General features: G+C 65.9%; 19 protein-coding genes. All 19 read left to right on the top strand.

Translation table 11 applies throughout. The annotated features are described in order from the left end of the window. Nucleotides 1-12 precede the first annotated feature (12 nt). The 19 genes from algK (at nucleotide 13) to AC2T4A_RS10570 (ending at nucleotide 21,437) form a co-directional block, all read left to right on the top strand. On the top strand, nucleotides 13-1,410 hold the full coding sequence (gene algK / locus AC2T4A_RS10660; protein WP_486743260.1) for an alginate biosynthesis TPR repeat lipoprotein AlgK: 1,398 nt from the start codon (nucleotides 13-15) through the stop codon (nucleotides 1,408-1,410). A gap of 101 nt (nucleotides 1,411-1,511) precedes the next feature. Next, the gene (locus AC2T4A_RS10655; RefSeq protein WP_478377893.1) at nucleotides 1,512-2,945 is read left to right on the top strand and encodes an alginate export family protein; all 1,434 of its coding nucleotides are present in this window, start codon (nucleotides 1,512-1,514) and stop codon (nucleotides 2,943-2,945) included. 113 nt (nucleotides 2,946-3,058) lie between these two features. Then, complete coding sequence (gene algG / locus AC2T4A_RS10650; protein ID WP_416744952.1) at nucleotides 3,059-4,795, top strand: mannuronan 5-epimerase AlgG; 1,737 nt, start codon at nucleotides 3,059-3,061, stop codon at nucleotides 4,793-4,795. Between the two features lie 11 nt (nucleotides 4,796-4,806). Beyond that, complete coding sequence (locus tag AC2T4A_RS10645) at nucleotides 4,807-6,219, top strand: alginate O-acetyltransferase (RefSeq protein ID WP_416744668.1); 1,413 nt, start codon at nucleotides 4,807-4,809, stop codon at nucleotides 6,217-6,219. 35 nt (nucleotides 6,220-6,254) lie between these two features. Beyond that, nucleotides 6,255-7,370 carry a mannuronate-specific alginate lyase gene (locus AC2T4A_RS10640; RefSeq protein WP_486743668.1) on the top strand — a complete coding sequence of 372 codons (1,116 nt, stop codon included), beginning with the start codon at nucleotides 6,255-6,257 and terminating at the stop codon, nucleotides 7,368-7,370. A 427-nt stretch (nucleotides 7,371-7,797) separates the two neighbouring features. Then, on the top strand, nucleotides 7,798-9,360 hold the full coding sequence (locus tag AC2T4A_RS10635) for an MBOAT family O-acyltransferase (protein ID WP_486743259.1): 1,563 nt from the start codon (nucleotides 7,798-7,800) through the stop codon (nucleotides 9,358-9,360). A gap of 13 nt (nucleotides 9,361-9,373) precedes the next feature. After that, entirely contained in the window at nucleotides 9,374-10,570 is a 1,197-nt protein-coding gene (locus AC2T4A_RS10630; protein WP_486743258.1) for an alginate O-acetyltransferase, read from the top strand. Nucleotides 10,571-10,649: 79 nt separating this feature from the next. After that, nucleotides 10,650-11,315, top strand: a complete 666-nt coding sequence (algF, locus tag AC2T4A_RS10625; RefSeq protein ID WP_416744671.1) for an alginate O-acetyltransferase AlgF — start codon at nucleotides 10,650-10,652, stop codon at nucleotides 11,313-11,315. Nucleotides 11,316-11,663: 348 nt separating this feature from the next. Beyond that, nucleotides 11,664-13,106, top strand: coding sequence for a mannose-1-phosphate guanylyltransferase/mannose-6-phosphate isomerase (locus AC2T4A_RS10620; protein ID WP_416744672.1), 1,443 nt, complete (start codon nucleotides 11,664-11,666; stop codon nucleotides 13,104-13,106). Between the two features lie 246 nt (nucleotides 13,107-13,352). Beyond that, nucleotides 13,353-14,384: an FtsH protease activity modulator HflK gene (hflK, locus tag AC2T4A_RS10615; RefSeq protein ID WP_486743257.1), complete on the top strand. Its 1,032-nt coding sequence runs from the start codon at nucleotides 13,353-13,355 to the stop codon at nucleotides 14,382-14,384. Next, nucleotides 14,384-15,268 carry a protease modulator HflC gene (gene hflC, locus AC2T4A_RS10610; RefSeq protein ID WP_416744674.1) on the top strand — a complete coding sequence of 295 codons (885 nt, stop codon included), beginning with the start codon at nucleotides 14,384-14,386 and terminating at the stop codon, nucleotides 15,266-15,268. Before hflK ends, hflC begins: the two co-directional genes overlap by 1 nt. Next, nucleotides 15,265-16,494 carry an NRAMP family divalent metal transporter gene (locus AC2T4A_RS10605; protein ID WP_486743256.1) on the top strand — a complete coding sequence of 410 codons (1,230 nt, stop codon included), beginning with the start codon at nucleotides 15,265-15,267 and terminating at the stop codon, nucleotides 16,492-16,494. Before hflC ends, AC2T4A_RS10605 begins: the two co-directional genes overlap by 4 nt. Before the next feature lie 5 nt (nucleotides 16,495-16,499). Next, a complete protein-coding gene (locus AC2T4A_RS10600) occupies nucleotides 16,500-17,486 on the top strand; it encodes a YjbE family putative metal transport protein (RefSeq protein ID WP_486743255.1) in 987 nt (328 codons plus the stop codon). A gap of 206 nt (nucleotides 17,487-17,692) precedes the next feature. After that, nucleotides 17,693-18,157, top strand: coding sequence for a multidrug transporter (locus tag AC2T4A_RS10595; protein WP_486743254.1), 465 nt, complete (start codon nucleotides 17,693-17,695; stop codon nucleotides 18,155-18,157). A gap of 61 nt (nucleotides 18,158-18,218) precedes the next feature. Next, nucleotides 18,219-19,049 (top strand): SDR family oxidoreductase, encoded by an 831-nt coding sequence (locus AC2T4A_RS10590; RefSeq protein ID WP_486743253.1) that lies wholly within the window; start codon nucleotides 18,219-18,221, stop codon nucleotides 19,047-19,049. Next, nucleotides 19,049-19,435: a hypothetical protein gene (locus AC2T4A_RS10585; protein ID WP_486743252.1), complete on the top strand. Its 387-nt coding sequence runs from the start codon at nucleotides 19,049-19,051 to the stop codon at nucleotides 19,433-19,435. The genes AC2T4A_RS10590 and AC2T4A_RS10585 overlap by 1 nt, the downstream gene beginning before the upstream one ends. 85 nt (nucleotides 19,436-19,520) lie before the next feature. Next, nucleotides 19,521-20,192, top strand: a complete 672-nt coding sequence (locus tag AC2T4A_RS10580; RefSeq protein ID WP_478377820.1) for a dual specificity protein phosphatase family protein — start codon at nucleotides 19,521-19,523, stop codon at nucleotides 20,190-20,192. A gap of 74 nt (nucleotides 20,193-20,266) precedes the next feature. Beyond that, nucleotides 20,267-21,154, top strand: coding sequence for a TIGR01459 family HAD-type hydrolase (locus AC2T4A_RS10575; protein ID WP_416744681.1), 888 nt, complete (start codon nucleotides 20,267-20,269; stop codon nucleotides 21,152-21,154). Between the two features lie 31 nt (nucleotides 21,155-21,185). Beyond that, on the top strand, nucleotides 21,186-21,437 hold the full coding sequence (locus tag AC2T4A_RS10570; RefSeq protein WP_416744682.1) for a hypothetical protein: 252 nt from the start codon (nucleotides 21,186-21,188) through the stop codon (nucleotides 21,435-21,437). Nucleotides 21,438-21,518: the final 81 nt, after the last annotated feature.

Raw genomic sequence — 21,518 nt, 5'->3', positions numbered from 1 at the left:
AGGACGCCTGCCATGAATCGACCTGTCTCACGACTTGCCCCGAACCTAGCCTTGGCGCTGGCCATCGCCGCAGCCGCCGGTTGCGCCGGCCTGCCCGACCAGCGACTGGCCCAGGAAGCCCTGGAGCGCGGCGACATCGCCACCGCCCAGGCCAACTTCCAGGCCCTGGCCACCATGGGCTACGCCGACGCACAGGTCGGACTGGCCGATATGCAGGCCGCCACCGGCGCCCCCGACGAACAGGCCCGCGCCGAGAAGCTCTACCGCGAAGCGGCCGAGAGCTCGCCACGTGCCCGCGCCCGCCTGGGCAAGTGGCTGGCAGCCAAGCCCGGCGGCACCGACGCCGAGCACCGCGAAGCCGAGCAACTGCTGAGCCGCGCCTTCAACGAAGGCGAGGACAGCGCGCTGGTGCCGCTGATCGTCCTCTATCTGCAGTACCCGCAGGCCTGGCCGAACGTGAACCCACAGCAGCGCATCGACCAGTGGCGCGCCCAGGGCCTGCCACAAGCCGACCTGGCGCAGATCATCCTGTACCGCACCCAGGGCACCTACGACCAGCACCTGGGCGAAGTCGAGCAGGTCTGCCAGCGCTGGCTGAACCGCATGGACGTGTGCTGGATGGAACTGGCCACCGTGTACCAGAAGCAGGGCAACGCGGATAAGCAGAAGGCCCACATCGAAGCGCTCAAGGCAGGCTGGAAGGCCGGGCGCGTGCCGTCCGAGCGTGTCGAATCGGTGGCCGGCGTGCTGGCCGATCCGAACATCGGCACCGCCGACCCGCAGGCCGCGCAGGCGCTGCTCACAGAGATCGCGCCGACCTACCCGGCCGCCTGGGTCAGCCTGGCCAAGCTGCAGTACGACAACCCCGACCTGGGCGACCTCGACCAGATGCTCGACTACCTGAAGAAAGCCCAGGACGCCGCCCAGCCGCGCGCCGAACTGCTGCTGGGCCGCCTCTACTACGACGGCAAGTGGGCCCCGCAGGAACCGCAGAAGGCTGAACAGCACCTGCTCAAGGCCGCCGCCACCGAGCCCCAGGCGCACTACTACCTGGGCCAGATCTACCGCCGCGGCTTCCTCGGCCAGGTCTACCCGCAGAAGGCCGTGGATCACCTGCTGATCGCCGCGCGCGCCGGCCAGGCCAGCGCCGACATGGCCCTCGCCCAGCTCTATTCGCAGGGTCGCGGCATCCGCCCGAACCTGGTCAACGCCTACGTCTTCGGCGAGCTCGCCCAGCGCCAGCAGGTCCCCACCGCGAGCGACCTGATGGCACAGATCGAACCGCAGATCCAGCCGGCCGACCGCAGTGCGGCCCAGCAGTTGCTCAAGCGTGAAGAACAGGCTCGCGGCGCCAACTGGCAAGCCACCGTCAGCCTTCTGCAGAACAACCAGGAACAAGAAAATCTATGAAGCGCACCGACCCGATGACCACCCCGCTGTTTGCTCTCGTTGATGGAGTTCAGCCGCGTGCTCTGGCTACCGCTATTCGCCGCGCCCGCCTGTTCCCCGCCATGCTCGGCGTCGGCCTGAGCCTCGCAGGCACTCTGTTCGGCAGCCTCGCCCACGCGGCGGAAGAGCCACCGAAGAACTTCGGCATCGACATCAAGGTGACCGCCGAATCCGAGGACGATCGCGACCTGGGCACCGCCCACGGCGGCGACCTCAACGGCCTCGGCCTGGATGTGCGGCCCTGGGCCTTCGGCCAGTGGGGCGACTGGAGCGCCTATGTGATGGGCCAGGCGGTTGCCGCCACTGACACCATTCAGACCGACACCCTGCAGAACGACGACGTCAACAACGACAGCAGCGGTAGCAGCGACAACAAGCGCGAGCCCGACGACGCCTACCTCGCCCTGCGCGAATTCTGGGTGGACTACGCCGGCCTCACCCAGTACCCCGGCGAGCACCTGCGCTTCGGGCGCCAGCGCCTGCGCGAAGACAGCGGCATGTGGCAGGACACCAACATCGAGGCCCTCAACTGGACCTTCGACACCACCCTGCTGCGTGCCCATGTCGGCGCCGCCCAGCGCTTCTCCGACTACCGTACCGACATCACCGACCTGGCACCGGACGACAAGGACCGCACCCACGTCTTCGGCGACATCTCCACGCAGTGGATGCCCCAGCACTGGGTCGGCCTGCGCGTCCACCACGCCGACGACAGCGGCAGCCTGCCGGACCCGGGTGAAACCGTCGACTCGCTGGACAAGCGCTCCACCGGCGACCTCACCTGGGTTGGCATCGAGGCCAACGGCGACGGCTACAACTGGCGCTCGCAGATGCCCATCAACTACTGGGCCAGCGCCACCTGGCTCACCGGTAACCGCGACCGCCTGACCACCGTCCCGGTGAACGGCGAGCGTGTCGCCGCCGGCAAGCAGAGCGGCGATGTGGATGCCTACGGCGCTGACCTGGGCCTGCGCTGGAACATCGACGAGCAGTGGCGCGTCGGTGGCGCCTACGCCCGTGGCAGCGGCGGCGGCAAGAACGGCGAAGACCAGTTCGAACAGACGGGCCTTGAGAGCAACCGCTCCAACTTCACCGGCACCCGCGCCCGCGCGCACCGCTTCGGCGAAGCCTTCCGCGGTGAGCTGTCGAACCTTGAGGCCGCCACGCTGTTCGGTTCCTGGCAGCTGCGCGACGACTATGACGCCAGCGTCATCTACAACAAGTTCCGCCGCGTGGACAGCGACTCGGACATCGGCAACAGCGGCATCACCGCACCGCTGGTCAATGACTCCAAGGACATCGGCCAGGAAGTCGATCTGGTCGTCACCAAGTACTTCAAGCAGGGCCTGCTGCCGGCTTCCATGAGCCAGGCGATCGACGAGCCGTCGGCGCTGATCCGCTTCCGCGGCGGCGTCTTCAAGCCCGGCGATGCCTACGGCAGCCACGTCGACTCGACCATGCACCACGCCTTCGTCGACGTGATCTGGCACTTCTGAGGATTGTAGCGATGACTATCCGAGCACCCTTCCCCGCTCCAACACCCTCACCCCAGCCCTCTCCCAGGGGGAGAGGGGGCGCTCTGGCGTTGGGTTGCGTGCCGTGCCAGCCGATCGCTCCGAACAGCTCCCTCTCCTTCCGGGAGAGGGTTGGGGTGAGGGGGCCGCAAGGCCAGCGCAAGTCCAGCGCCGTGCAGTGGTCCACCCTGCTGCTGGGCAGCGTACTGCTGGCCACCACTCCAGCCTGGGCGGCGCAGCCCGCGGCCAAGGCCGAAGCCAGCAGCGCGCATGCGAAGAAGACCGACGCCGCGAAAGCCGAAGCCGGCAAGACCACCACAGACGAAAAGGCCCCGGCAGAACAACCGGGCAGCGAGCCGGGCAAGACCCAGACGCTGAAGGAGTCCGGCAACTACACCGTCACCGCCGCTCCCAGCGAGCCGCTTCACCTGGAGCCGCCCAAGCTGCCCGACCTCACCGGCTACACCGCCGAGGCGGTAGAGAAGAAGATCGAGCGCAACAAGCGTGGCCAGGCCCACGTCGAACGCATGGTCCAGCAGCAACCGCTGAAGGAATTCACCGGCGGCAAGAACCGCCTGGCCGAGTGGGTGAAGCGCCAGCGGCAGATGCCCCAGGCGATCTTCATCGACGGCGGCTACGTCAACCTCGCAGAGCTGGTCGGCAAGCTGCCCAAGACCGCGCTGGAACAGGTCGAGCCGGGTGTCTATATCGCCCGCCTGCCCATCGTCGTCAGCCAGGGCGCGACCCTGGAGATCGACGGCAAGGTCAAGGAACTGCGCCTGTCCCAGGACCGCGGCTCGTTCCTGGTCAACGACGGCAAGCTGTTCGTGCGGGACACCAAGGTCACTGCCTGGAACGAAGCGAAGAAAGAGCCGGCCTGGTACAAGACGCCCAACGAATTCCGCCCCTTCCTGATCTCCTGGGGCGGCGCCGAGGCCTACCTGGTGAACAGCCACTTCACCAGCTTCGGCTACAACGCTTCCAAGGCCTACGGCATCTCCATCTCGCAGTACAGCCCGGGCATGGACAAGACCATGAAGCGCCCGCGCCCCCTGGGCTGGGTGCTTAATTCGACCTTCGAGGACGCCTGGTACGGCTTCTACTGCTACGAGGCGGACGACCTGGTGGTGCGCGGCAACACCTACAAGAACAACATCGTCTACGGCATCGACCCGCATGACCGCTCGCACCGCCTGATCATCGCCGAGAACACCGTCTACGGGACGAAGAAGAAGCACGGCATCATCGTCTCCCGTGAGGTGAATGACAGCTGGATCATCCACAACAAGACCTACGACAACCACCTCTCCGGGATCGTCCTCGACCGTAATTCCGAGCGCAATCTGGTGGCCTACAACGAGGTGTACCGCAACCACTCCGACGGCATCACGCTCTACGAGTCGGGCGACAACCTCATCTACGGCAACCAGGTGCTGGCCAATCTGCGCCACGGCATCCGCATCCGTAACAGCGTGAACATCCGCCTGTACGAGAACCTCGCGGCCGGCAACAAGCTGATCGGCGTCTACGGCCACATCAAGGACCTGTCCGACACCGACCGCAACATCGACCTCGACCCCTTCGATACCAAGGTCTCGCTGATCGTGGTGGGCGGCAAGCTGGCCGGCAATGGCTCGGGCCCGCTGTCGGTGGATTCGCCGCTGTCGCTGGAGCTCTACAAGGTGGCCATGCTCGGCCCGACCAAATCCTCCGGCATCTCCTTCAACGGCGTGCTCGGCGAGAAGCAGGACCAGATCCTGGACCTGCTGGTGCGCCAGCAACGCGCGGTGCTGATCGACCCCGTCGAAAGCCAGGCCGAACTGCAAAATTGAGGACCCGACACATGAAACGACTGACCATCAACCTGCTGCGCCTGTCGGGCCTCTCTGCCGCCCTGCTGCTCGCCCACCAGGCCAACGCCGCCGACGCACCGAGCTACTCCGCGCAGCCGGCCGCCGGGCTGTGCCCCACCGCTTCCAATGAAGCGGCATACAACACCAAGTACCTGGGCTTCTTCACCCACCTGGTACCGGCCCAGGAAGACTGGCTGTTCCGTACCACCTACGACCTGCGAACCGACTTCGGCACCAGCGCCGAAGGCTGGCGCGAGCTCAAGCAGCTGCGCGATGAACTCAAGCGCAAGGGCATCGACCTGGTGGTCGTCTACCAGCCCACCCGTGGCCTGGTGAACCGCGAGAAGCTCAACCCGCAGGAGAAGGCCAGCTTCAACTACGACCTGGCCAAGCAGAACTACCAGGCGACCATCGCCCAGTTCCGCAAGGCGGGCATCTATACCCCGGACTTCTCACCGCTGTTCGACGAGAAGGAAGAGCACCCGTTCTACTTCAAGGGTGACCACCACTGGACTCCGTACGGCGCCATGCGCAGCGCGAAAATCGTGGCCGAGACGCTGAAGGAAATCCCCGCCTACAACGACATTCCCAAGAAGGAATTCGAAAGCAAGCGCGTGGGCCTGCTGTCCAAGCTCGGCACTTTCCACAAGGCCGCCGCGCAGCTGTGCGGCAGCAGCTACGCACCGCAGTACGTCGACCGCTTCGAGACCGAACCGGTGGGCGACTCCGGCGGCGGCGATCTGTTCGGTGAAGGCGGCGATGCCCAGGTCGCGCTGGTGGGTACCTCCAACAGTGGCCCGGCGTACAACTTCGCCGGTTTCCTGGAGCAGTACGGCAAGGTCGACATCCTCAACAACGCCGTGTCCGGCGGCGGCTTCGACAGCTCCCTGCTGGCCTACATGACCAGCAAGGAATTCCACGACAAGCCGCCGAAGATCCTCATCTGGGAATTCGCCACCCACTACGACATGGCGCAGAAGAGCTTCTACCGCCAGGCCATGCCGCTGGTGGACAACGGCTGCGCCGACGGCAAGCCGGCCATCAGCCGCAAGGTCAAGCTGCACGCGGGCAGCAACGAGGTGCTGCTCAACAGCGGCGCCCTGCCGATCCGCTCGGGCAGCTACACCGCCGACGTCACTTACTCCGACCCCGGCGTGCACGAACTCAAGAACACCATCTGGTACATGAACGGTCGTCGCGAGCAGCTGAAGATCGAGCAGTCCAAGGCCGTGGATACCGGCGGACGCTACGTCTTCGAACTGCGCAACGACGAAGACTGGTCGAACCAGCAGTTCCTCTCCCTGGAGATCGAGGCGCCGGAAGACATGCCGGCGGGTCTGGAAGTCGAGGCCAAGCTCTGTCAGACGCCCAAAGCCAAGTCGGCCGACGTGGCCGCCAACTGAAGCGAGGGACAAGCACCATGCCCAGCCTCCACAAGATCAAGACGCCCGTTGTCGCCCGCATCGGCCTGACCATCGCCGTGCTCGGCGCCCTGTTCGGTGGCGAGAGCGCCACCTACGCCGCTGATCTGATGCCACCGCCAGGTTACTTCTCCGCCGTCGGCGACAAGGGCAGCAAGAAGGATTCGGACAGCTGCCCCACCGCGCCGACGCCGTACACCGGCAGCCTGCAGTTCACCAGCAAGTACAAGGGGTCGGACTCGGCGCGCTCAACCCTGAACGCGGATGCGGAGAAAGAGTTCCGCAGCCAGATCAAGGACATCACCGACATGGAGCGCGGCGCCACCAAGCTCATCACCCAGTACATGCGCAGCGGCAACAAGGGTGACCTGGACTGCGCGATGAACTGGCTGGATTCATGGGCAAAAGCCGGCGCCCTGGAGAGCAGCGACTACAACCACACCGGCAAGTCCATGCGCAAATGGGCGCTGGGCAGCCTGTCGTCCTCCTACATGCGCCTGAAGTTCTCCAGCAGCCGCCCGCTGGCCGCCTACTCCGAGCAGTCGAAGGAGATCGAGAACTGGTTCAGTACCCTGGGCAGCCAGGTAGTGCGCGACTGGAGCGATCTGCCGCTGAAGAAGATCAACAACCACTCCTACTGGGCCGCCTGGTCGGTGATGTCCACCGCCGTGGTGACCAACCGCCGCGACCTGTTCGACTGGTCGGTGCAGGAGTTCAAGGTCGCCGCCAACCAGGTGGACAACGACGGCTACCTGCCCAACGAACTCAAGCGCCGCCAGCGCGCGCTGTCGTACCACAACTACTCGCTGCCGCCGCTGACCATGATCGCCGCCTTCGCCCAGGTGAACGGCGTCGACCTGCGCCAGGAAAACAACGGCGCCCTGCAGCGCCTGGCCAACCGCGTGATGCAAGGCGTGGACGACCAGGACGCATTCGACGAGAAGGCCGGCAACGACCAGGACATGGGTGACCTGAAGGAGAACAGCAAGTTCGCCTGGCTGGAACCCTACTGCGCGCTCTATAGCTGCGCGCCCAAGACCCAGGACTGGAAGAAGAAGATGGAGCCGTTCAACAGCTTCCGCCTGGGGGGTGAAGTGACCAAGGTTTTCAACCGTCAGGGGGCGGGGAGCTGAGGCCGAAAGGCAAGAGCCCCTCTCCCCCACCCTCTCCCTGAAGGGAGAGGGAGCTTTGCGAGTGTTCGGGAAGCACTGAGTCAACGACGTAGACGTAGGGCCTGGCAAGAAACCACAGCGGATAACGCTCCGCGTCATCCGGCCGGGACCTGTAGGAGCGAGCTTGCTCGAGAACAGTGTCTGCGGGAGCTCCGGCGCCGGCCGAATCGCGAGCGAGCTCGCTCCTACGAAGAGCTACCCATCCCGCACACGCGGGACACGGCAACACACCCGACCCACGCAATAAAGACGCGGGCGGGCGCAACAGATTAAGCACCACCAGGGGAGGAATTGGCGGGTTGATCCGGCCTTTCCTTGGGCGCCCAACGCGGCGCCGGAAGAAGGGCTGGAGCGGCCTTTGATTTGAAGCTCCAGAGAGAGACGCGGAATGGTCTTTTCTTCCAACGTGTTCCTGTTCCTGTTCCTGCCGGTCTTCCTCGGCCTGTACTACCTGAGTGGGAACCGCTACCGGAACCTCCTGCTGCTGGTCGCCAGCTACATCTTCTACGCCTGGTGGCGGGTGGACTTCCTCCTGCTGTTCGCCGGCGTCACGCTGTTCAACTACTGGATCGGCCTGCGCATCGGCGCCGCCGGCGTGCGTACCAAACCTGCGCAGCGCTGGCTGCTGCTCGGCGTGGTGGTCGACCTCTGCGTGCTGGGCTACTTCAAGTACGCCAACTTCGGTGTGGACAGCCTCAACGAGATCATCACCTCGTTCGGCATGCAGCCCTTCGTGCTGACCCACATCCTGCTGCCCATCGGCATCAGCTTCTACACCTTCGAATCGATCAGCTACATCATCGACGTGTACCGCGGCGATACCCCGGCCACGCACAACCTGATCGACTTCGCGGCGTTCGTGGCGATCTTCCCGCACCTGATCGCCGGCCCCGTGCTGCGCTTCAAGGACCTGGTCGACCAGTTCAACCACCGCACCCATACCGTCGACAAGTTCGCCGAAGGCTGCACCCGCTTCATGCAGGGCTTCGTCAAGAAGGTGTTCATCGCCGACACCCTGGCAGCGGTCGCCGACCATTGCTTCGCCCTGCAGGACCCGACCACGGGCGACGCCTGGCTCGGCGCGCTGGCCTACACCGCGCAGCTGTACTTCGACTTCTCCGGCTACAGCGACATGGCCATCGGCCTGGGCCTGATGATGGGCTTCCGCTTCATGGAGAACTTCAACCAGCCCTACATCAGCCAGTCCATCACCGAGTTCTGGCGGCGCTGGCACATCAGCCTCTCCACCTGGCTGCGCGACTACCTGTACATCAGCCTGGGCGGCAACCGCGGCACCACCTTCCAGACCTACCGCAACCTGATCCTCACCATGCTGCTGGGCGGCCTGTGGCATGGCGCCAACGTCACCTACATCATCTGGGGCGCCTGGCACGGCGTGTGGCTGGCCATCGAGCGCGCCCTGGGCGTGAACGCCGCTCCGCGCGTGCTCAATCCGCTGAAGTGGGTGTTCACCTTCCTGCTGGTGATCGTCGGCTGGGTGATCTTCCGCGCCGAGAACCTGCACGTGGCCTGGCGCATGTACGAAGCCATGTTCAGCTTCAGCGACTGGAAGCTCTCCGAGCTCAACCGCGCCAGCCTCACCGGCCTGCAGGTCGGCACCCTGGTGATCGCCTACCTCGTGCTTGCCTTCTTCGGCCTGCGCCAGTTCTACAACCAGCCGATGCAGAGCAAGGCACCCAAGGCCGCCGCCAAGACCGAACAGGTCGACGCTGACGGCCCGGCCAGCGCCCAGCCGCGCACCCCGGCCATGGCCCAGCAGGACCCGGCAGCCATCGCCTATTCGCCCAACGGCGCCGCCGTCTACCAGCCGCACTGGATGACCCAGCTGCCGGTGCTGGCCACCCGCGTTGCCCTGCTCCTGCTGTTCGCCGCCTCGGTGCTCAAGCTCTCCGCGCAGAGCTACTCGCCGTTCCTCTACTTCCAGTTCTGAGCGAGGCCGGATCATGCAATCGACCACTCAACCCAAGATCAGCAAACCCCTCCAGTACGCCTACATCGCCGCCTTCGGCGGGATGCTGCTGGGCCTTGCCGGCTGGTCGCTGAAGGCATTCCCCAGCTTCTCCGCCGCCGAGGGCACCACCGTGCTCAACGGCAAGCTGGCCCACGCCTTCGAAGGCCACTACGACGACGAATTCCCCATCAAGCGCCTGGGCACCAACCTCTGGGCCGCGCTGGACTACACCGTCTTCGACGAAGGCCGCCCGGGCGTGGTGATCGGCAAGGACGGTTGGCTGTTCACCGATGAAGAGTTCAAGCCAGCTCCCACCCAGCAGCAGCTCGACGACAACTGGGCGCTGGTGCGCGGCGTGCAGCAGGAACTGGAGCGGCGTGGCGTGAAGCTGGTCCTGGCGATCATCCCGGCCAAGACCCGCCTCTACCCCGAATACATCGGCAAGGAACAACCGGCGGCCCTGCACGCCTCGCTCTACACCGACTTCCTGCAGCGCGCCCGCCAGGCCGGCATGGCCGCGCCCGAGCTGCTGGAGACGATGGAAAAAGCCAAGGACAACGGCCAGGTCTTCCTGCGCACCGATACCCACTGGACCCCGCTGGGCGCCGAAGCCGTGGCCCAGCGACTGGGCGAAAGCATCCGCGCGGGCGTTGGCTCCGGCCTGCCGACCCAGAGCTTCGTCACCGAGGTCGGCAAGAGCGGCGCACACAAGGGCGACCTGCTGACCTTCCTGCCCCTGGACCCGCTGTTCACCAACCTGCTGCCTGAAGAAGACCAGCTGCAGCAGCGCCAGACCCATCCGGCAGAGGACGCCACCGGCTCCGCTGGCTCCACCGACGGCAGCAGCGGCGACCTCTTCGGCGACAGCGCCCAGCCGCAGGTCGCCCTGGTCGGCACCAGCTACAGCGCCAATGCGCGCTGGAACTTCGCCGGCGCCCTCAAGCAGGCGCTCTCGGCGGATGTCATCAACTACGCCAAGGAGGGCAAGGGCCCCCTGGAACCGATGCTCGAACTCCTGCAGGACGAAGGCTTCAAGCAGAAGCCGGCGCAACTGCTGGTCTGGGAATTCCCCGAACGCTACCTGCCGATGCACAGCGACCTCAGCCAGTTCAACCAGGACTGGCTGGCGCAACTGCGTGCGGACGGTAACCGCGACGAACGCCTGGCCTCCAACCAGGCCGCTCACTGACCCGAAAACCCACGGCGCACCGAGCGCTGGAACAGGGCACCTCCCGTGCCCACACGAGAGATAGACGGAGGTACACCCCATGAACCGACTGAGCATTAACCGACTGAGCATTCGCACCCTGAAGTCCTCTGCCCTGGCCCTCGCCCTGGGCGCGGCCTCCTTCGGAGCCTTCGCCGGTGGTGAAGGCGCGCTCTACGGCCCACAGGCTCCCAAGGGCTCCACCTTCGTACGGGCCTACAACGCCGGCAGCGGCGAACTGTCCGTCAGCGTCGGCAACGCCACCCTCAACGACATTTCCCCGCTGGGCTCCAGCGACTTCAAGTTCCTCCCGCCGGGCAACTACACCGCTAAGGTCGGTAGCCAGAGCCTGCCGGTCAAGCTCGACCCGGACGCCTACTACACCCTCGTCAGCCAACCCGGCGGCCAACCGCGCCTGGTGCCCGAGCCGCCGTTCAAGAACAAGCAGAAGGCCCTCGTCCGCGTACAGAACCTCAGCGGCAAGGCCCTCACCCTGAAGACTGCCGACGGCAAGACGGATGTCGTCGCCAACGTCGCCCCACAAAGCCACGGTGACCGCGAGATCAACCCGGTGAAGGTCAACCTCGCCCTGTTCGACGGCGCCAAGAAAGTCAGCGACCTCAAGCCCGTCACCCTCGAGCGCGGCGAAGTGGTCTGCCTGTACGTCACCGGTGACGCCGGCAAGCTGAACCCGGTATGGGTCAAGCGTCCGGTCAAGGCGGACTGAGGCCTTGAAGCGGATGGTGAGCAGCGTGCCGTTGGAGAGTTCCGCCCCTCTCCCCCGCCCTCTCCCTGAAGGGAGAGGGAGCCATCCGTGCGAACGAAAAGTTCAGTACTACCCGGCTAGCGGGGAAGCCCCGCTTCGCTCCGAACAGTCCCCTCTCCCTTCAGGGAGAGGGCTAGGGAGAGGGCGCTGTGCAACCGCTCCCAAGCCAAACAACAAGACCGGCCCCACGCCGGCAGAAGAACCAGTGCGCCGCAGCGACGGCATGCACAGGAGAGGTCACCCAAACCGCACGCTGGCCCGCATGACGTGGGCCGGCCGACAGAACGCAAACGCTTTAGGAGAAACCCGATGATCCCAGTAATCCTTTCCGGTGGTAGCGGCTCGCGACTCTGGCCTCTTTCGCGCAAACAGTATCCCAAGCAGTTCCTGGCCCTGACCGGCGACCACACCCTGTTCCAGCAGACCCTGGAACGCCTGGTGTTCGAAGGCATGGAGCCGCCGGTGGTGGTGAGCAACCAGGAACACCGTTTCATCGTCCAGGAGCAACTCGAAGCGCTGGACCTGAAGACCCAGTCAATCCTCCTCGAGCCCTTCGGCCGCAACACCGCTCCAGCGGTCGCCATCGCCGCCATGAAGCTGCTCGCCGAAGGCCGTGACGAGCTGCTGCTGATCCTCCCCGCCGACCACGTGATCGACGATCAGCGTGCCTTCCAGCGCGCCCTGGCACTGGCCACCAACGCCGCCGAAAAAGGCGAGATGGTGCTATTCGGCGTGCCGGCCAATCGCCCGGAAACCGGCTACGGCTACATCAAGTCCGGCGACGAGCGCGGCCTGCCGGATGGCGTGATCCGCGTCGAGCGCTTCATCGAGAAACCCGACGAGGCGCGTGCCCAGCAGTTCGTCGATGAGGGCGGCTACTTCTGGAACAGCGGCATGTTCCTGTTCCGCGCCAGCCGCTTCCTCGAAGAGCTGAAGAAACACGACGCCGACATCTACGACACCTGCCTGCTCGCCCTGGAGCGCAGCCAGCACGACGGCGACCTGATCAGCATCGACGCCGCCACCTTCGAGTGCTGCCCGGACAACTCCATCGACTACGCCGTGATGGAAAAGACCCGCCGCGCCTGCGTGGTCCCGCTGTCCGCCGGCTGGAACGACGTCGGCAGCTGGTCGTCGATCTGGGAAGTCCATGACAAGGACGGCGACGGCAACGTCACCATGGGCGACGTGATGGTCCACGACAGCCACAACTGCCTGGTGCACGGCAACGGCAAGCTGGTCTCGGTGATCGGCCTGGAAGATATCGTGGTCGTCGAAACCAAGGACGCCATGATGATCGCCCACAAGGACCGCGTGCAGGACGTCAAGAAGGTGGTCAACCAGCTCGACGCCGCCGGCCGCAGCGAGACCCAGAACCACTGCCAGGTCTACCGTCCGTGGGGCTCCTACGACTCGGTGGACATGGGCGGCCGCTTCCAGGTCAAGCACATCTCGGTCAAGCCGGGCGCGCGCCTGTCGCTGCAGATGCACCACCACCGCGCCGAGCACTGGATCGTCGTTTCCGGCACCGCCCAGGTGACCTGTGACGACAAGACCTTCCTGCTCACCGAGAACCAGTCCACCTACATCCCGATCGCCTCGGTCCACCGCCTGGCCAACCCGGGCAAGATCCCGCTGGAAATCATCGAAGTGCAATCGGGCAGCTACCTCGGCGAAGACGACATCGAGCGTCTGGAAGACGTCTACGGCCGTACTACCGAGAACGTGGAGCTACGCGCCGTGGTGCGCTGATTCCACGCGAGAACCCGGCGCTTCCCCCCATCAGCGCCAATGCCCCCGCACCTCCGGTGCGGGGGCTTTTTTATGCCCGCGCGCCGGGCTGCCTGAACGGCGACTGAACAACTGTGCGATAGGGAAAAAGCCGCCCGCCGATTGTTGATCGGGGTCATTCCTTTCACCGAGGATGACGCCTTGAATACCCGACACATTCTGTAACACCCGCCTGCTCAGGGCGCCCCTCCCCAGCGCGAGAACATCATGCAGTCCAGCATCACCGAGGTACCCACTCCTGCGGCGGCACGAGAGCGGCCGCTCTTTGCCTGGGGCCATATCCTGGCCTATCGCACCCAGCTCTACGGTTTGAACGGCAAGGGTTCACTGCTGATCGGCGGGCTGCTGGTACTGCTGTGGCTGGCCAGTGGCATCTACAAGGTCCAGCCCGATGAGCAGGGCGTGGTGCTGCGCCTCGGCCAATGGGTGCGCAGCAGCGCGCCAGGGCTGCATTACCGGTTGCCGTGGCCAGTGGAAACGCTGCTGCTGCCCAGGGTCACGCAGATCAACCAGCTGCAACTGAGCAACCAGTACGACAACAAACCCAGCTACGAAAGCGATATCCGCGACAAGCAGATGCTCACCGGCGATGAAAACATCATCGAGGCGGAATGCACGGTGTTCTGGCGAATCAAGGATGCCGGCAAGTTCCTGTTCCAGATCAAGGACCCGCAGGCAGCGCTGCAGGTCGCCGCGGAAAGCGCCCTGCGCGACGTTCTGGCACGCACGCCGATCCAGGCAGCGATGTCCCATGGGCGCCAGCAAGTCGCCGAGCAGACCAGCGAACTGCTGCAGAAGTGGCTGGACGAGGAGCAGGCCGGCATCCAGATCACCCAGGTACAACTGCAGCGAGTCGACCCTCCGGCGGCGGTGATCGATGCCTTCAACGACGTGCAACGCGCCCGCGCCGACCAGGAGCGCGCCCGCAACGAAGCGCAAGCCTACGCCAACGACATCATTCCCAAAGCCCGCGGTGACGCCGACCGCACCGTCCAGGAAGCCAACGCCTACAAGACCCAGACACTGGCGCTGGCCAAGGGCGAAGCCAGCCGCTTCGATGCGCTGTACCAGAGCTACGCCCAGGCCCGCGAGGTCACAGCCTGGCGCCTGTACATGGAAAGCATGGATGCCCTGTTGAAGAAGGCGGGCAAGGTGATCGTCGATGGCTCCGGCAAATCCGCCACCGGCGTACTGCCCTACCTGCCCTTGCAGGACACACCTGCGCGGGAGGTGCACTGATGCGCGCGCGTTGGCCGGTTATCGGCACCTGTGGGCTGATCGCGGCACTCTGGCTGTCCAGCTCGTCCTTCTACACCTTGTCGGAAGGCCAGAAAGCCCTGGTGATCCGCATGGGCGCACCGTTGGCAGACATCGATCAGACGCCGGGGCCAAAGTTCAAACTGCCCTTCATCGACAGCCTGCAGTACTACGACGCTCGCCTGCAGATGCTCGCCTCGCCTCCCGAGGAAGTAATCCTCGGCGACGAAAAGCGCCTGGAGGTGGAAACCTACACCCGCTACCGGATCGCCGACCCGCTGCGCTTCTACCAGGCGGTACGCGACGAGACACAGGCGCGCGAACAACTGGCGCAATTGGTCAGCACCTCGCTGCGCCGCGAACTGGGTCGGGTGAAAATCCAGCAATTGCTTTCCGATGACCGCAGCCAGGCCCTCGAACGGGTACGCGCGGAAGTGGCGCAACGGGCGATCCCACTGGGTATCGAAGTGGAGGAAGTGCGCCTGCACCGTGGCGACCTGCCCATCGAAACCGGCCAGGCCATCTTTGCCAGGATGAAGTCAGCGCGCCAGCAGGAAGCCAAACAACTGCGCGCCCAGGGAGAGGAATGGGCCCAGCAGATCCAGGCGGCCGCGGACAGCGAGCGCACCGTGATCCTCTCCCAGGCGCAGAGCCAGAGCGCGGTAACACGTGGCGAGGCGGACGCCGAGGCCAACCGTATCCTCTCCGCGGCCTATGCCAGGGACCCGCAGTTCTACGCCTACTACCGCGCGCTGCAAAGCTACTCGCAATCGCTGGCGGGCGCCGCCCCCACGCTGCTGCTGTCGCCCGACTCCGCCATGCTGCGGGCGCTGAAGAATGGTCCGCCCACCAAGGCTGCACCATGAAACCGGCGCTGCTGGACGTCCGGCGCACCTTCGCACTGCTCGGGCCGGGCCTGGTGGTGATGCTGGCGGATACCGACGCCGGCAGCATCATTACCGCCGCCCAGAGCGGCGCGCAGTGGGGCTATCGGCTGCTGCTCCTGCAGGCATTGATCGTGCCGCTGCTGTTCGTGGCGCAGGAACTGACGGTGCGCCTCGCCCTCTGCACCGGCAAAGGCTACGGCGAACTGGTGCTGCAGCGCTTCGGGCACGGCCTGGCAACACTGGCCATGCTCACCCTGGCGATCAGTTGCCTTGGCGCACTGGTCACCCAGCTGAGCGGGCTGGCCGGCGTGGGCGAGTTATTCGGCGTGCCGGTCTGGCTGGTGGTGCTGGTGGTGTGCGGCGGCCTGTTCGGCATGGTCTGCACCAACAGCTACCGCTCCGTGGAGCGGCTGGCCATCGGCCTGGGCCTGTTCGAACTGGCATTCTTTGCCGTGGCCTGGCGGGCCCATCCGGACTACCGACAGATTGCCGCGCAACTTGCCCACGTGCCGTTCGCCAACCGCGACTACCTGTACCTCCTCGCCGCCAACCTGGGAACCAGCATCATGCCCTGGACGATCTTCTATCAGCAGTCCGCCCTGGTCGACAAAGGCCTGGACACCTCGCACCTGCGCGCAGCCCGTATCGATACGCTGAGCGGCGCGATCCTCTGCCAGATCATCACGGCCGCCGTGCTCATCGCCGCAGCCGCCGCCTTCTCCGGGCACGACAGTGGCATCGCCCTGGAAAGCATTCCGCAGATCGCCGAGGCCTTCACCCAGGTCCTCGGCGAGCGCAGCGGCAAGCTGCTGTTCGCCCTGGCGCTGAGTGGCGGGGCCCTGGTCGCCACCATCGTGATCTGCCTGTCGGCCGCCTGGGCCTTCGGCGAGCTGCTCGGCAAGCGCCACTCGCTGGCCCGCAAACCCTCGGAGGCGCCCTGGTTCTATGCGGCCTTCGGCGCAGTGCTCGCGGCTGGCGGGCTGCTGGTCGCATCGGGCATCGATCTGTTGCGCCTGTCCATCGCCACCGGGGTGATCAATGCGCTGTTGCTGCCCATCGTCCTGGGCCTGCTGTTCGTTCTGGCACGCCGTGAACTGCCCGAGCCACACCGGCTCAAAGGCGGTTATGCCGCCTGCGTCGGTCTGGTATTTCTGCTCACTGCCAGCATCGGCCTGTATGCCGGCTGCATGGGAGCGCTGGGGTGATGGAGATGGAGCACTTCAATCAGTCACTGGGGATGCTGCTGCAGGTCGTCCTGCTCGACCTGCTGCTCAGTGGCGACAATGCCCTGGTGATCGCCCTGGTCTGCAACACCCTGCCAGTGGAACTGCGCAAGCGCGCGATCTTCCTGGCGACCGGGCTCGCCATCGGCCTGCGGCTGGTCCTCACGGCGCTGATCAGCCTGCTGCTGTATATCCCATTGCTGAAGATCATCGGTGCCGGCGTCCTGCTGCTGATAGCCCTGCGCCTGTTGCTCGGCGAAGACGACAACCACCCACCTGTGCAGTCCAGCGCTACCCGTCTGGGTGCAGCAGTTCTGACAGTGGTGAGTGCCGACGTGGCGATGAGCCTGGACAATGTGATGGGCCTCGCCGGCGCCACCGAGGGGGCGATCCTGCCCCTGTTGCTGGGCCTGCTACTGAGCATTCCGCTGCTGATGTACGGCAGCCTGTTCCTCGCCCGAACCCTGGAGCGCAATCCCTGGCTGGTTTCCCTCGGCAGCGTGGTACTGGCCTGGATCGGTGGGCGGCTCGCCTGTAGCGACCCGCTGGTGGCGGGCTGGATCGAACAACAGGCGCCCGCGCTGTTGGTGGCCGTGCCGCTGTGCTGCGCAGCCTTCATCCTGCTTGAAAGCCGAATTATCCGCAGTCGGCGCAAGGACCTGGCACCACCACCCATAACCGCACCGTCGCGGGTGGAAAGCGTCCTGGAGCGTTTCGGCGAAGCCCTGCTGCAGAGCGCCGAAACCGCCCAGCCGGCGCTTGCCGTAGCACCTATCAGCGATAGCGCACCGCCTGCGGAAGTGGTTGCCGCCGCTGTCGAGGCTCCTCTCCCGTCAGCGGGCAGCACCGAGTCCACCCTGGCCATGAAAATCCTCATGTGGGTCGCCCTCGCCATCTGCCTTTGCACCCTGCTCTGGCTGGCTGCTCACCTGCTCAACAACGGGCTGCTGCCACCACCTCGCTCGCCGGTTTGAGTACGTGCTGCAATCGCGCGCAGACAGTCAGGCATAGCGCCCCCGCCCCACACCTGACGTTTTTTGTAGGAGCGAGCTTGCTCGCGAACCGCACCCAGGCAGGTTCGCGAGCAAGCTCGCTCCCACAGGGAACACCCCCGCCACATCAACCCGCGCCACGCCGCGGCCTGCTAAGGTAATGCTCGATACCCTGCGCGGAGCGCTCCATGCTGTACGGCATCCTGCTGATCGTCACCTGGGTCATCCTGCTGATCCGCTACCCCTCCCGCGCCCTTCCGATCTCCGGCGCCGGCCTGGTCGGGCTGGCCTGCGTGATCGCCATTGCCATCTGGCAGGACAACAGTGACGCCCGCCAGCTCCAGCACCTGGAACTGCGCATCGCCTATCAGCCCGACCAGTGCCAACCCGGCCGTCCGCTCGCCGTCAGCCTGAAGAACGGCGCCAACCGCCCGCTGCTGGAGCTGCGCTGGAAGGTCGCCGCCTACCGCCCCGGCGACACCACCGACCTTGCCGAAAACCTCTACGAAGCCCCACGCTACCGAGGCCCTGGCGCCCTGCTCGCCGGCGACAGCTGGAGCGACTGCCTGCCGCTGCCGCCCCTGCGCCCCGGCTATCGCGCCAGCACTCTGGAATTCCGCGCCGAGCGCGTGAACGGCCGCTTCGGCAACTGATTCACCTGCCCCGCACAATCCGGTACGGTAGTCCCGCCCACAGCCCAAGGACTGCCCCACCATGCCCCAACCCGTCGCCCTCATCACCGGTTGCTCCAGTGGCATCGGCCGCGCCCTCGCCGATGCCTTCCAGACCGCCGGTTACCAGGTCTGGGCCACCGCCCGCCGCGATGAAGACGTCGCCGCCCTCGGCCAGGCGGGTTTCCGGGGCGTGCTGCTGGATGTCAACGACGAACCCGCCGTCGAGCGCCTCGCCGAGCTGCTGCAGCGCGAAACCGGTGGCCTCGATGTGCTGATCAACAACGCCGGATACGGCGCCATGGGCCCATTGCTCGATGGCGGCAGCCAGGCGATCCGCCGGCAGTTCGAAACCAACGTGTTCGCCGTGGTCGGCATCACCCGCGCGCTGTTCCCGGCGCTGCGCGCACGGCGTGGGCTGGTGGTGAACATCGGCAGCGTGTCCGGCGTGCTGGTCACGCCCTTCGCCGGCGCCTACTGCGCTTCCAAGGCCGCGGTGCATGCGTTGAACGATGCGCTGCGCCTGGAGCTGGCGCCCTTCGGTATCGAGGTGATGGAAGTCCAACCCGGCGCCATCGCCTCCAACTTCGGCGCCAACGCCAGCCGCGAAATGGCCGCGGTGTTCAGCGAGGACTCCGCCTGGTGGCCGCTGCGTCAATTCATCCAGGCGCGCGCCGCCGCGTCCCAGGACAAACCCACACCCGCCGGCGACTTCGCCCGCGAGCTGCTGGCTGCCACGCAGAAATCCCCGCGTCCGCGCCTGGTGCGCATCGGCAATGGCAGCCGTGCCCTGCCGCTGCTCTCGCGCTGGCTGCCCACTGGCCTGCTGGACAAGGTGCTGAAGAAGCGCTTTGGCCTCGACGGACAACTCTGATGAGTTATCGCGTTCGCTACCTCGCCCTCGCCGGCATCCTCGCCGCTTTCTTCCTCAACGTGGTGGCCCGTGGACTGCTGCGGGTCGGCGGTGTGCCGGCGACCTTGCTGGTAGCAGCCGTGATCGCCGCCGCCATGGCCTTCTGGTTCGCTCGCCGGCACAAGCGCCTGGCGGAAGCCGGCGAGCGTTGGCGGCTGACCGCGCTGTACGGCGGCGGCCTGGCAATCCTCTACGCGATCCTGGTCGGGGTGGCGGCGTGGAAGAACACGCCGAGCCCGGCGGCCCTGCTGATCTACGCACTCAACTATCTGTGCTATCCGCTATGCGTCTGGTGGTTCTTCCGCCCCGGCGTGCTCGTGCGCTTTCTCCCCGCCGACAGTCGCTGAGCGGCCTTCACGCTTTCTTCACCTGCTTTTCATCCGGGCACAACCGGCCTCCCTCTAAGGTGACGCGGACCTTAGAGGAGTCCCCATGTCCCTGCCCCAGATTCTCCGTGGCGCCATCGCCGCCGCCCTGCTGAGCGCTGCACTGCAGAGCATCAGCCCGCTCGCCCTGGCCGCTGGCGAGACACCGGCCGACTGGGCCAGGCCTGTGGACAAGTCGTTCAACCTCTACCAGATGTCGCCAACCCTCTACCGCAGCGCGCTGCCCGACAGCGCCGACCTGCCCGAGCTGCAGCGCCTGCAGGTGAAGACCGTGGTGAGCTTCATCAAGGACGACGACCGCGAGTGGATCGGCCAGCACGATATCGAGGCCGTGAGCTTCCCGACCCACGCCGACCGCGTCGACGACGCCGATGTGCTGAAAGTCCTGCGCATTCTGCAGGGCGCCGAGCAGAACGGCCCGGTACTGATGCACTGCAAGCACGGGCGTGACCGCACCGGCCTGTTCGCCGCCATGTACCGCACGGTGATCCAGGGCTGGAGCAAGGAAGATGCGCTCAAGGAGATGACCCAGGGCGGTTATGGCACCGAAGACGACATGACCGACGCCATCGCGTACGTGCAGAAGGCCGACATCGGCCAACTGCAGCAGGCCCTGGCCAGCGGCGAATGCAGCACCTCGGCCTTTGCCGGCTGCCAGCTCAAGGGCTGGCTGGCGGACACCTTCGGCGACGAGCGCCCGCTGCACCCGACACACTGATCGGCGCGTCTGTCACACCGAACGGGCGAGAGTGCGCTAACGTGGGCGCACTCCCACCGTTGCACAGGCACGCCATGACTTCTTCCCGCTTCAGCGCCGTCACCCACACCCGCTACATCGACCACGCCGGCCTGGATGCCTTCTGCGCCGATTACGACGGCTTCCTGCTCGATCTCTGGGGCGTGCTGATCGATGGCGTCGACGTCTTCCCTGGCGCCCTGGACTGGCTCGCGCGCCGCGCGGCCGAGGGCAAGCCGGTGTGGTTCCTGAGCAACGCCTCGCGCAGCGTCCCGGAAATGGCCGACACTCTGGTGCGCCTGGGCGTCGCCCGCGAGCTGTTCGCCGGCATTACCACCTCTGGCCAGTTGGCCATTGACGCCTTCACCCACGAGCGCGAGTTCCAGCGCGGTGGCATCTACACCGTCGGCGTAGGCGATGCGCTGACCACCTGGCCGGCGGATATTCGCGAGCGTTTCTGCGACGACATTCACGCCGCTTCGCTGATCCTGGGCGTCGGCAGCTTCCCGCAGGACGAGCTGGAAGAGCGCTTCGCCCCGCTACGCGGCGCCACCGACAAACCCTTCCTCTGCGCCAACCCGGACCGCGTGGTGGTCTCCGGCGGCCAGACGGTATTCGGCGCTGGCCGCCTGGCCGAAGCCTTCGCCGAGGAGGGTGGCAAGGTTCACTGGTACGGCAAGCCCGACCCTTCCGCGTTCCGCGTCGCCCAGCGCCAGTTGGAAGCGCGCGGCGCAAAGCACATCCTCTTCGTCGGCGACTCCCTGGTGACCGACGTTCCCGGTGCACTGGCGGCGCGCATCGACACCCTGTGGCTGGCGGCTACCGGGATCCACCGCCAGGCGCTGGGCGTGCCATTCAATGGCGAACTGGACGCGGAGAAAACCAACGCACTGCTCGATGGCTACCCAGTTCGTCCGCACTTTGCCGCACCAGGGCTGGTCTGAGTTCAGGACACCCACCTGAACCGGACCGCCCATGAACGAGCTGATCGACCTGCTGCAATGGCCAGCCATGCTGGTCACCGTCCTCGCCGCCTGGCTGGTCGGCTCCCGCGAGCGCAAGCGGCGCAAGGTCGGCTTCTGGGTATTCCTCGCCAGCAACGCGCTGTGGATCGCCTGGGGTATTCCGGCCAAGGCCTATGCGCTGGTGCTGCTGCAACTGTGCCTGGCGGCAATGAACATCCGCGGCAGCTACAAGAACCGCAAACGCGAGCACGCCGAAGGCTGAACCTCTTTTGTAGGAGCGAGCTTGCTCGCGAACCGCAAGGCACTGGAGCTGGGCTATTCGCGAGCAAGCTCGCTCCTACGA

It is taken from the genome of Pseudomonas sp. PVC-3-1, from assembly GCF_057444315.1.
Note: the sequence above shows the minus strand (reverse complement) of the source record. Positions and strands in the feature narration are given on the sequence as shown.